Raw genomic sequence first — 11,975 nt, 5'->3', positions numbered from 1 at the left:
CGTCAGGACGCGGTTTCGAACTGGGCGTAGCCACAGGCTTCGAGTTCCAGCGCGAGTTCCTTGCCGCCGCTCTTCACGATGCGGCCCTTCGACATCACGTGCACATAATCGGGCACGATGTAATGAAGGAGCCGCTGATAGTGGGTGATAACGATCATCGCACGTTCCGGCGAACGCAGGCCGTTGAGGCCGCTGGCGACGATACGCAGCGCGTCGATATCGAGACCGGAATCGATCTCGTCCAGGATGCATAGACTCGGCTCGAACAACGCCATCTGCAGGATCTCGTTGCGCTTCTTCTCGCCGCCCGAGAAGCCGACATTGACGCCGCGCTTGAGCATGTCCCGGGTAATGTTGAGCGACTCGGCCACCTCACGGACCTTTTTCAGAAATTCGGGCGTGGAGAATTCGCCTTGGCCGCGCGCCTTGCGCTGGGCGTTCAGTGCCGTGCGCAGGAAGTTCATGGTGGTGACGCCGGGGATCTCGACCGGGTACTGGAACGCCAGGAACACGCCCTTGGCGGCGCGCTCATTGGGCTCCATCTCCAGCAGGTCTTCGGCCTTGAACAGGATTTGGCCGCCGGTGACTTCATAGCCGGGCTTGCCGGCGATGACATGAGACAGCGTTGATTTTCCGGAGCCGTTCGGCCCCATGATCGCGTGCACTTCGCCCGCATTGACCATAAGATCGAGGCCACGGATTATTTCGCGACTGTCGACACCAACATGCAGATCTTGGATTTCGAGCAGTGTCATTTTCGATCTGATCCCTCAAAATGCGTCGTTCGGAACGGTGAGCCGGGTTCGCGGGACGTTTGGTTATCCGACAGCCCCCTCGAGAGAGATCGAGATCAGCTTCTGCGCCTCCGCTGCGAACTCCATCGGAAGCTTTTGCAGGACATCTTTCGCGAAACCGTTGACGACAAGGCCGATGGCCTGTTGCTCGCTCAAGCCTCTTTGCAAGCAGTAGAACAGCACGTCCTCGGAAATCTTCGACGTCGTCGCTTCGTGCTCGAACGTCGCCGAGGAATTCTTGGCCTCGACATAGGGCACGGTGTGCGCGCCGCATTTGTCGCCGATCAGGAGCGAATCGCAGGCGGTGTAGTTGCGCGCGCCGGTGGCTTTGCGATGCGCGCTGACAAGGCCGCGATAGGTGTTCTGCGACTTGCCGGCGGCGATGCCCTTGGAGATGATCCGGCTCGACGTGTTCTTGCCGAGGTGGATCATCTTGGTGCCGCTATCGACCTGCTGGAAGCCGTTCGAGATCGCGATCGAATAGAACTCGCCGCTCGAATTGTCGCCGCGCAGGATGCAGCTCGGGTACTTCCAGGTGATCGCCGAACCGGTTTCGACCTGGGTCCAGGAGATCTTGGAATTCCGGCCGCGGCAGTCGCCACGCTTGGTGACGAAATTGTAGATGCCGCCCTTGCCTTCCGAATTGCCGGGGTACCAGTTCTGCACCGTCGAATACTTGATCTCGGCGTCATCGAGCGTGACGAGCTCGACCACGGCGGCGTGCAGCTGGTTCTCGTCGCGCTGCGGCGCGGTGCAGCCTTCGAGATAGGAGACGTAGGAGCCCTTGTCGGCGATGATCAGCGTACGCTCGAACTGGCCGGTGTTGCGCTCGTTGATGCGGAAATAGGTCGACAGCTCCATCGGGCAGCGCACGCCCGGGGGCACGTAGACGAACGAGCCATCGGAGAACACCGCCGAATTCAGCGTCGCGAAGTAATTGTCCGAGGTCGGCACCACGGTGCCGAGATATTTCTGCACCAGCTCGGGATGCTCGCGGATCGCCTCCGAGATCGGCATGAAGATCACGCCGGCCGCCTTCAGCTCCTTCTGGAAGGTGGTCGCGACCGACACCGAATCGAACACGGCATCGACCGCGATCTTGCGATTGGCCGACGGCGGGCCGCCCGGCGGCGGCTCGACGCCCTCGAGAACGGCGACCTCGCGGAGCGGGATGCCGAGCTTCTCATAGGTCTTGAGAATTTCCGGATCGATCTCGTCGATCGAGGACAGCGTCTTCTTCGGCTTCGGCGCCGAGTAATAATAAAGATCCTGATAGTCGATCTTCGGATAGTTGACGCGCGCCCAGGTCGGCTCGGTCATGGTCAGCCAGCGGCGATACGCCTCCAGACGCCATTCCAGCATCCAGGCCGGTTCATTCTTCTTTGCCGAGATGAAGCGGACGGTGTCTTCCGACAGGCCTTTCGGGGCCTTGTCGGACTCGATCAGCGTCTCAAATCCATAACGATACTGGTCGACGTCGATGCGCCGGACGCGCTCGACCGTCTCTTGTACAGCTACCATTGCTTACTCCATTCGCGCATGGACGATCCCCGATGGCGATGATCGCGTCGCCTCTCCTCCGAGCGGATCGCGCAAGTCACGGCCGACTCGAGGCCAGGGTGTGAAAGAACCAGGAGACGAACCCAAAAGGGAGCCGCCCTCGATAGGGTTTCGATCATGTTTCGCGCCGGAGTGCCGCCCGTCGGCTACTCGATCTATGCCGGCACACAGGTATCAGGCACCGGACAAACGACGGCGCATTGCGGCGCATCAAAATGCCCTTCACATTGAGTGCACTGACTCGGATTGATCACATATATGTCGTTCTTCAGGCTGATCGCGGCGTTAGGGCATTCGTACTCACACGCACCACAGACCGTGCATTGTGACGCGATTATCTTGTAGGCCATCACTACGATTCCATAAGCAAAGGTGCGAGACTACGCCTTGCCTTCAAGTCTCATGCCAAGGAGTCTTGTGCTTGATTTGTCTTGGCTACTTTCGATAGCGCAAGCCGCCGCCTCGACCAGGTGTCGTAAACCCTACAATCGGCATCGCAGCTGCTTGATCTCGTAGCTTGCGCATTGTCGAGATTCGCGATAGCCAGCGATCATGTGAAGGGGTTCGCCAATAAGAAGCAGCTCGGCTCGACCTGACGTGACGGCGGAGCGCTTTTGAAGTGGTATCGATTGTAGCCGTGCCACCGTCTCGGGGGGATCGCAGATCGCCCTCTGGTGATGGTTCTGCTCGCCCAGACAGCGGCAGCGAAGGCACCACGATGTCAATCGGGCGACGTCGTCATCGGCTCAAGCAACGTCTCCATATCGCAACCAGAAAAATCGTCGCGATGGCACTAAATGGAACCGCTCCGGTGATCGAGGGCCTCCTGGCCGAGCCGGCGCACGCAAATGTTCAAATCTCGCAGATTACGGCCGCGATCGGCGTCGCAAATAAATCTCAGCGGACCCCAGCAGATTGATAGAGCCGAAAAAAAGCCACCCCGGAGGGTGGCCCAAGTCAGGGAGGAAACGCCCGTAGGGGCCTCTGGGATCAGGCTGCAGCCTGCTCGATCGGTGAGAACGGGAGCCCGAGACTGTCGGCCACCGCCTTGTAAGTCAGCCGGCCTCGATGGACGTTGAGGCCTGCACGCAAATGCGGATTTTCCACCACGGCGGAAAACCCTTTGTTGGCCAGAGCCAAGCCAAACGGCAGCGTGGCGTTATTTAGTGCCTGGCTCGAGGTGAGCGGCACGGCGCCGGGCATATTGGCCACGCAATAATGAATGATGCCATCCACTTCATAGGTTGGATCGGCGTGAGTGGTTGGGTGCGACGTCTCAAAACAGCCGCCCTGATCGATAGCGACATCCACAAGCACGGCCCTCTTACGCATCGAGCTCAGCATGCTCCGGCGGATTAGCTTCGGCGCACTCGCACCTGGAACGAGCACGGCACCAATCACAACATCGGCCGCAAATACCTCTTCCTCCACAGCTTCGATGGTCGAAAACCTGGTTCGAACGCGCCCTTCGAATAGCTCATCCAACTCGCGCAACCGAGGTATCGAGCGGTCGATGATGCTCACCTCTGCACCCAGACCGACCGCCATCCGTGCCGCGTGCGTACCAACGACGCCACCACCGATCACCACGATGCGGGCCGGCTGAACACCGGGCACGCCACCGATCAACAGCCCTCGTCCGCCTGCACTGCGCTTTAGGGCGCTACCCGCCGCTTCGACCGCGAGCCTACCTGCGACTTCGCTCATCGGAGCCAGCAGCGGAAGACCACCATGCCCATCAGTCACGGTCTCATAGGCGATCGCGGTGCAACCCGATTTTAGAAGCCCCTTGGCCTGCTCCGGGTCCGGCGCCAGATGCAAATATGTGAACAGGATCTGGCCCTCCCGCAGCTGGCTCCATTCGGACGGCTGAGGTTCCTTGACCTTCACGATCATTTCGCTCGATGCGAATACCTCAACTGCAGAATCCAGAATCGCTGCGCCGGCGCTGCGATAATCGTTATCGGTTGCGCCAATGCCGGCGCCGGCATTGGTTTCGATCATTACGCGGTGGCCCGCTGCCGCGTATTCGCGGACGGCTCCAGGGGTCAGGCCCACGCGATATTCGTGTGCCTTGATTTCCTTGGGAACTCCGACCTTCATTTGCAAACTCCCTGCCTAGTGCGCCTTTCTAATTGAAAGAGCGCAGCGATATTGCGACGCAGCAGCCCAAATTGCGCAGGAATTCAGCGATCTTTGACCAGCCGCGCAGGTTTTCGAACAAGCCGATGCCGAGTGGGTTGAGCGACCGTGCTCGCTAAGCTTAACCGTCGTACTCCGCGATGCGATGACTCGTTTAATCAGGCCCTCGGCTCGTGGAAAAGCTAACAACGATTCCAGTCTTGCCGACCTTGTTAAAGAGCGAACGTCGTAGTCTGCCAGTGAGGCAGGATTTGCCCAGAGGCTGGATTGTTTGCCACCGCTGATGGCCAAATGACCATTGATCATCAATCTGGTCCCCAGAACGGCGATGCGCACGCTTGACGCCTTCATGCTTGTCGCAAATGGGCGTGGTTTGTTCAACAAATCCGAGGCAACTGTTCGCCTGACAACCAATCGACGATCCGTCCGCCGCCGAAACTGGTCGCCATCTGCACAAATTTGTGATCGTCAGCTACCGTCTCGCCAATATCAGCAGCATCGCATCCGAGCGGATGCGCCTTCATAGCCGCAAGCACTGCATCGGCCAAATCGGGCGCAACGATCGCAACGAGCTTGCCTTCATTAGCGACATGGATCGGATCAAGCCCAAGGAGTTCGCAGGTCGCCGCAACCGCGGGCTTCACCGGAATGGCTGCTTCCTGTAGACGGAAGCCAAGGCCCGATTGATGCGCAATCTCATTGAGGGTTGCCGCAAGACCCCCGCGCGTTGGGTCGCGCATCACCCGGATGCCGGCGCCGCCAGCCGCAATCATGACCGCGACAAGGTCATGCAACGCCGCGGAATCCGACACGATCTCGGTTTGAAACGCGACGTTCTGGCGTTTTGACATGATTGCAACGCCATGGTCGCCAAGGCTGCCGGACACCAGCACACGGTCCCCGACCATGGCCTTATCGGCGGAGAGATCGAATTCATGGGCCAGAGCCCCGATCCCGGTCGTGGCGATAAACAGACCATCGGCCTTGCCGCGCTCGACGACCTTAGTGTCCCCGGCAATGATGTAAACGCCCGCGCCGCGCGCTGCCGCGCCCATCGAATCCGCAATCGTCTTCAGATCAGACAGCGGGAAACCCTCCTCGATGATGAAGCTGGCCGACAGATAGAGGGGCCGCGCGCCGGACATCACGACGTCGTTAATCGTCCCGTGCACAGCGAGTGAGCCGATATTGCCGCCGGGAAAGAACAGCGGCGAAACCACATAACCGTCGGTGGTCATCACCATCTTACCCGTCGCAACGTCAAAGGCCGACTGATCATTGCAGCGGGCAAGCCATTCATTACCGAAGGCTCGGTGAAAAAGGCAGGAGATCAGCTGTGCCATGGCTCGTCCCCCGGCGCCATGGGAAAGATCAACGCGTCCGTTCTCGAGATCGAGCTTGCGTTGATAGCCCTGTATGCTCATGACGTTCGCCTCACCTGATCATCGCGAACCCGGCCATATGTCCAATACGCCGCACAAGCGCCTTCCGATGAGACCATGCAGGATCCTATGGGAGTTTCCGGCGTGCAGAGGGTTCCAAACAGCTTGCAGTCGACTGGCCGCTTGGCGCCGCGCAGGATGGCGCAGCACTCGCACGCCGGATTGTCGGCGACACGCAGTTCGTGCATCGCAAAACGCGCCTCCGCGTCGAACCGCGCATAGGCCTGCTTCAGCTTCAGTCCACTATTTGGTACGAAACCGAGCCCGCGCCATTCGAACTGCTCACGCGATTCGAATGCCTGCGAGACCTCGTCCTTGGCGCGCCGATTGCCTTCACGCCTTACTGCACGGCTGTATTGGTTCTCCACGTCATAGCGGTCTTCGTTCACCTGCCGCACCAGCATCAGGATCGCCTGCATCACGTCGAGCGGTTCAAATCCGGCGATCACGATCGGCTTGCCGAATTGTTCCGCCAGGAGCTCGTAAGGCTGCGTCCCGATGATCGTGCTGACATGTGCAGGCCCGACGAAACCATCGATTGCGGTCCCTCCGATATTGCGGATCTTCGGGTTCTTAAGAATGCTCTGCATCGCAGAGGGTGTAAGCACGTGGTTGCAGAACACGCTAAGGCGCCTCAGCCGCTTCTGCTCGGCTATCCGGATCATCACGGCCGTCGGCGGAGTGGTGGTCTCAAATCCGATGGCAAAGAACACAACCTCGCGACCCGGCGCCTGTTCGGCGATCCGGATAACGTCGAGCGTCGAGTAGACCATCCGGATGTCTGCGCCGAGCGACTTGGCTCGCAACAGGGACTGTCCTTGCGAGCCAGGCGCCCGCATCAGGTCGCCGTAGACGCAAAGGGTGACCTCCGGCCGCTCGACGAGACGAATCGCCATGTCGATCCGGCTGGCAGGTAGAACACAGACCGGACAACCGGGCCCGTGGATCATGCGCACATTCGCGGGCAGCAGATCCTCAAGGCCATAGCGTGAGATCGCATGAGTGTGTCCGCCGCAGAATTCCATGAACCGATAGGCTTTTTGCCGATCGGCTTCGGCCTTAATCGCAGCGGCGAGCCCCTGCGCAATGGTCTTGTCGCGAAATTCGTCAGCATATTTCATGACCGGAGTTCCTGCCCCGCTCTGCCTAGCTCCTGCAGGAGATTCAGCGTGCGCTTGGCTTCTATCGGATCGATCTTGGCCAGCGCATACCCAACATGAACAAGGACGTGATCGCCGACGTCGAGCTCGTCGATAAGAGCAATCGATATCTCCAGGCTAACACCATCGATGCACACGACGGCCATGTGGTCGGGAAGAATTTTTTCGACCTTTGCTGGAACCGAAAGACACATATCAGGCTCTCCCTTCGCTGGCGGACGACTGTTCAGCAATCTGCAGAGCGGCAATCCAGGCTTGGCCAAGGCTCAAACCACCATCGTTGGGGGGCACCCGCTGTGGCACCAGCGGGGTCAGGCCGGCAGCGCAGCACCCGCGCCAGATTTCATCCATCAGTACCGCGTTCTGAAAGCAGCCCCCGCTCAGAACGACGGTATTGACGCCGGTTGTCCGCGCGGAGCGCATGACCCAGTCAACGCAGGCGGCGGCGAAGGTGCCATGAAACAGGCCGGCTCCACCCGCGGCGTCAATGTCGTCTGCAATCAACCGCGCAAACAGCGGACGAAGCGACAGCACGCCACCATCGATCGCCCATCCGGCCTCTAGAATCGCAGTCCGCCGCACTAGCGCCTCGAGCTTGATCGCGGCTTCCCCTTCATAGCTCTGCCAACTCACAATCCCCAGCAGCGCCGCCACCGCGTCGAATAACCGGCCCGCGCTGGTCGTGGTGGCCCCGCCCGACTGATCGAGCAAGGCCGACATACATCCAGCTTGCCGTTGCCCTGCAAAGCGCGGCGCGATTTCGTTACCCCGTCCGAGCCAGTGTAGTATCGCGCTCGCCATGCGCCACGGCTCGCGGGCTGCGCGATCACCACCAGGTATTTGCAGCGGCGCGAGATGACCGATGCGCCGGCACATCGCGCCTTCGCACAACAATAGCTCGCCACCCCAGTTACCGCCATCCGAGCCAAAACCATGGCCGTCGAGCACCAGAGCAAGCGCCGGTCCCGCATGACCATGTTCAGCGATCACGGCGGCAGCGTGTGCGTGGTGGTGCTGGACCGCAATTAGCGCGCGGCCGCTTGCTTGCGCAAAGCGGGTGGATGCCATGTCGGGATGCAGATCATGGGCGGTGACGACAGGCTCTACGTCAAGGATCGATGCGAGGTGCCGGATCGTCCCCTCGAACACACGGATGCCTTCGGGCGTATTGAGGTCGCCAATATGTTGGGAGACGAACGCTTGGTTGTCGCGCGTGATGGTGACGGTCGATTTCAGCTCGCCGCCGACGGCGAGCACAGGCGGCACAGACTGCGCAAGTCGGATCGGTTCGGGAACATAGCCACGAGCGCGACGAATGAATTTGGAGCGGCCAGCCACCACCGCGACCACGGAGTCATCAGCACGGGTTAAAATATCCCGATCATGGGTCACGACAAGATCGGCGATCGCCTCGAGTCGGCGCAGCGCCTGCGCGTTGTCGATCAGGAGAGGTTCGCTACAAGGATTAGCACTGGTGACGACGATGACCGGGCTTGGTTCTGCAATCCATGCTCTTGTCGGGCGAAGCGCATGAAAGATCAGATGATGCAGCGGGGCTACCGGCAACATGACACCAACGCGAGACAAGCCGGGCGCTATGGCGGGCGCCAGACATTTGCGCGAAGTTAGAAGGACAATGGGCCGCGCTACGGATTCGAGCAGCGCGAGCTCGAGAGCGTTCGCTTCCGCGATCTCGTTGACGCGCTCTATGGAACCGAGCATAACTGCGAACGGCTTCTGACGGCGCTGCTTTCTGCTGCGCAGTCGCTGCACAGCGTCCTGGTTACGGGCATCGCAGAGGAGCTGGTAACCGCCGAGACCCTTTATGGCTACGACTTGACCGCCTGCGATTGCAGCGACAATGGCGTCGATCCCATGGCTAAGCCGAGGGCCGCATTCTGGACACGCGATCGCCTCCGCATGAAACCTGCGGCTCGCCGGATCCGCATATTCGGCCGTGCAGGCGGCGCACAGCCTAAACGCCTTCATCACCGTGTTGTTGCGATCGTATGGGAGCCGTCCGGCAATAGTGTAGCGTGGACCACAATGAGAGCAGCTAATGAAGGGATAAAGGTAATGGCGATTCTCTGGATCGAATAGCTCACTGAGGCATTGCCCGCAGGTCGCGGCGTCGGCGATGATGTGCGTTGACGATTTACCGCCTTCGCTCGCGCCGATCGAAAAGTCTTCTGTCGCGAGCGGCGCCGTCTCCTGAACGCAGATGTGTTCGATGCGTGCCAACGGAGGCGCCTCGAGCGGCAACGTGGCAACAAATTCCGACGCACGGCCACCTTCGACCTCGATTGTGACGCCCTCCGGGCCGTTGACGACAAATCCTGCCAATCCGTACCGCGTAGCGAGGCCATAGACATAGGGACGAAAGCCGACCCCTTGCACCGCCCCTCTCACGCGCACGCGCAGTCGTGTTCGGTCGCAAATGGTTGCGGCGCTCATCGCCTGGCGTCCTCTACGGCGTGCCTTTGGTGGGCCACCTGTCTATCAATCCACGCGTAGAGCGCGCCAAAACCCTCGCCGGTACGGGCCGAAACCGTAAGCACTTCGATCTTTGGATTGGCGCGTTTGGCATATCCAATGGTCTTGTCCAGATCGCACTCAAGCCATGAGGCTAGATCGATCTTGTTGATCACCATGAGTGAAGAAGCCGCGAACATATCAGGATATTTCAGCGGCTTGTCTTCACCTTCGGTCATCGACAACACAACGATCTTGCAGGCCTCGCCAAGATCGAAGGCCGCGGGACAGACCAAGTTACCGACGTTCTCGATGAAGAGAATACCGCGCGTGAGCCGCGGCAAGCGGCGATAAGCCTCGCCAATCATTGCAGCATCGAGATGGCAGCCCTTACCCGTATTGACTTGAATAGCTGGCACGCCGGCCGCTCGAATGCGTTCGGCATCGTTTGAGGTCTGCTGATCGCCCTCGATGACTCCGGTCGGATAGCTGCGCTTGAGCTCGGATACGGCGCGGACGAGCAGCGAGGTTTTGCCTGCTCCGGGACTCGACATAAGATTAAACACCAGCAGCTCATCGGCCGCAAAGAGCGTCCGGTTGTCGGCTGCGATCGCATTATTCTTGCCGAGGATGTCCCGCTCGACCCGAATGATGCGTTCGCTGTTCATGTTCACGACCTTCAATCCAGCCGGGCCCGCGCCGCAGCTCACACGCGCTTGCCGACCATCCGTCTGATACTGTTTGTGATCACGGCTGTGGCGGGCATGGGATGAATGCTGCACGCTCTCGTCGCCGTGACAATGTGCGTCATGGCGCTCGCAATCGTCCTGCCCATGAGGATAGCAACGCCCTTGGCTCTCCAGATCACGCGCTCCGGCAAGTTCGATCGAAGACATCCCTTGGCTGCAACCGCAAACGGTACACATCAATCGATCTCCAGTTCTTTCACTCGCATCTGATCGCCCCCGGTTACCTGCAACTGATAGCTGCCGCAGCGAGGGCAGCGCTCACCGCGGCGAGCAATTTCGACGCTGTTTGAACAGCTGATGCACCAGGCGATGCCCGGGAGTTCGAGGATTTTAAGGGCTGCACCTTCGGTAATCGTTCGTGTCGCAACGACAGCAAAGCAGAACCTGATCGCTTCGGGCGCGACATGGCTCAGCGCCCCGATTTCCAGACAGATGCTCCGCACCCGCGACAACGATCGGTGACGCACCTCCTCCTCGACGATTTGGATGATGCCCAGACAAATCGCCATTTCATGCATCGTCAACCTTGCGAAACCTGAGTGTGAATCCGACACAGGGATCAAGCGATTCAATCACCGCACGAACCGCTTTCCGATACCGTCTCGCCGTCAGCACCGCGCCCTGCAGGTTCCGAACAAGCGGTCCGTTTCTATGGAAATTCCATTCCGTCGGAGCGAGAAATTCGAAGCGGCATATCTGGCCCTGAGGATCAAGCTCAACCGCATGATAGAGCCTGCCCCTGGCGCATTCGACCGCGGTCGCGGCGCGTCCCGGCCCCAACCTGTAGCTTTTGATGATCCCAGGCTCAGCCGAGTCGATATGAGCACCGGACTTGAGCCAATCGCATAGCCGAACGATTTCTGCAATTCTGGCCTTCAGCCGCTCGACCGCACCCGACCGACCCAGCCAGAGCCGATCACGCGTCATTTGGCGTGCCCATGGACCCGTCTCGGGCGCACGCCCCCCAAGGTCGGGACAATGGCAAAATGTCGGGTCATCGCCGAGCAGCCGTTCGATGATGTTGCGGTCGTCGGCAGCGGACAGGAACGAGTGCGCGATCCGGATCGATTTCAGGTCGATCTCGTCCAGCGCGGCTATGCGGATTGCCAGTGGGCTGCCCGGCTTGGGCGCGCCATCTCCGTTCGGCATGCCGATCGCGGCCAGCCCAGCCACAATTCTCGCCGTCGCTTCGCGTCGAGCAGGACCGCAGGCCCGTTGTCCGCTACTGATTAGTGCTGACATTCCCCGCATCACGGAGCGAATCGCGGCGGCACTTGCGGTGTCCTGCGCAAGATGTCCGACCAAGAGGCCCCGCAGCAATTCCGCGATGCGCTCGGCGACGACCAGCGTAACACGATGCTGCCTTGTCGTGGGGCTGATCGCTTCGTCGCGCGCCGTCTCGATCGCAGACAGCAGTGCCGCTTGCTGCGCAACGGCACACAATGCGAAGAGCCGCGGGATCTGTTTGAGCAGCAACGAGGCCGGTTTGCCAGCGAACAGCCGCGCGAGCGGTGGCCGGACCCGCGGCAGGATCTCGACCGCGTCAACTACATCGGCAGCAAGCCAGACCGTGACATCGATTTTGTTGCCGATCGCGAAGCTCATATGCACCGCTGCGTCATTAGCTCGCACAAGACATGTCGGCAGCAGCCGTCC

General features: G+C 60.2%; 11 protein-coding genes. All 11 read right to left on the bottom strand.

Annotated elements, in window-relative coordinates:
* Positions 1 to 2: 2 nt before the first annotated feature.
* Positions 3 to 755: a Fe-S cluster assembly ATPase SufC gene (gene sufC, locus ACVIGB_RS40250; RefSeq protein WP_456718496.1), complete on the bottom strand. Its 753-nt coding sequence runs from the start codon at positions 753 to 755 to the stop codon at positions 3 to 5.
* Between the two features lie 63 nt (positions 756 to 818).
* Entirely contained in the window at positions 819 to 2,315 is a 1,497-nt protein-coding gene (sufB, locus tag ACVIGB_RS40245) for a Fe-S cluster assembly protein SufB (protein WP_456718497.1), read from the bottom strand.
* 194 nt (positions 2,316 to 2,509) lie between these two features.
* Positions 2,510 to 2,704, bottom strand: a complete 195-nt coding sequence (locus tag ACVIGB_RS40240) for a 4Fe-4S dicluster domain-containing protein (protein WP_128971097.1) — start codon at positions 2,702 to 2,704, stop codon at positions 2,510 to 2,512.
* Positions 2,705 to 3,344: 640 nt separating this feature from the next.
* Positions 3,345 to 4,457 (bottom strand): alanine dehydrogenase, encoded by a 1,113-nt coding sequence (ald, locus tag ACVIGB_RS40235; RefSeq protein ID WP_456718498.1) that lies wholly within the window; start codon positions 4,455 to 4,457, stop codon positions 3,345 to 3,347.
* 416 nt (positions 4,458 to 4,873) lie between these two features.
* On the bottom strand, positions 4,874 to 5,920 hold the full coding sequence (hypE, locus tag ACVIGB_RS40230) for a hydrogenase expression/formation protein HypE (RefSeq protein WP_456718499.1): 1,047 nt from the start codon (positions 5,918 to 5,920) through the stop codon (positions 4,874 to 4,876).
* Positions 5,917 to 7,059, bottom strand: coding sequence for a hydrogenase formation protein HypD (hypD, locus tag ACVIGB_RS40225; RefSeq protein ID WP_456718500.1), 1,143 nt, complete (start codon positions 7,057 to 7,059; stop codon positions 5,917 to 5,919). The genes hypE and hypD overlap by 4 nt, the downstream gene beginning before the upstream one ends.
* Positions 7,056 to 7,292 (bottom strand): HypC/HybG/HupF family hydrogenase formation chaperone, encoded by a 237-nt coding sequence (locus ACVIGB_RS40220; protein ID WP_456718501.1) that lies wholly within the window; start codon positions 7,290 to 7,292, stop codon positions 7,056 to 7,058. The genes hypD and ACVIGB_RS40220 overlap by 4 nt, the downstream gene beginning before the upstream one ends.
* A 1-nt stretch (position 7,293) precedes the next feature.
* Positions 7,294 to 9,552 (bottom strand): carbamoyltransferase HypF, encoded by a 2,259-nt coding sequence (hypF, locus tag ACVIGB_RS40215; RefSeq protein ID WP_456718502.1) that lies wholly within the window; start codon positions 9,550 to 9,552, stop codon positions 7,294 to 7,296.
* On the bottom strand, positions 9,549 to 10,496 hold the full coding sequence (gene hypB, locus ACVIGB_RS40210) for a hydrogenase nickel incorporation protein HypB (protein ID WP_456718503.1): 948 nt from the start codon (positions 10,494 to 10,496) through the stop codon (positions 9,549 to 9,551). The genes hypF and hypB overlap by 4 nt, the downstream gene beginning before the upstream one ends.
* Positions 10,496 to 10,837, bottom strand: coding sequence for a hydrogenase maturation nickel metallochaperone HypA (gene hypA, locus ACVIGB_RS40205; protein WP_456724961.1), 342 nt, complete (start codon positions 10,835 to 10,837; stop codon positions 10,496 to 10,498). Before hypA ends, hypB begins: the two co-directional genes overlap by 1 nt.
* On the bottom strand, positions 10,830 to 11,924 hold the full coding sequence (locus ACVIGB_RS40200) for a hypothetical protein (protein WP_456749292.1): 1,095 nt from the start codon (positions 11,922 to 11,924) through the stop codon (positions 10,830 to 10,832). Before ACVIGB_RS40200 ends, hypA begins: the two co-directional genes overlap by 8 nt.
* Positions 11,925 to 11,975 lie beyond the last annotated feature (51 nt).

It is taken from the genome of Bradyrhizobium sp. USDA 4341 (assembly GCF_054063755.1).
This window is presented reverse-complemented; position numbering and strand designations above follow the sequence as displayed.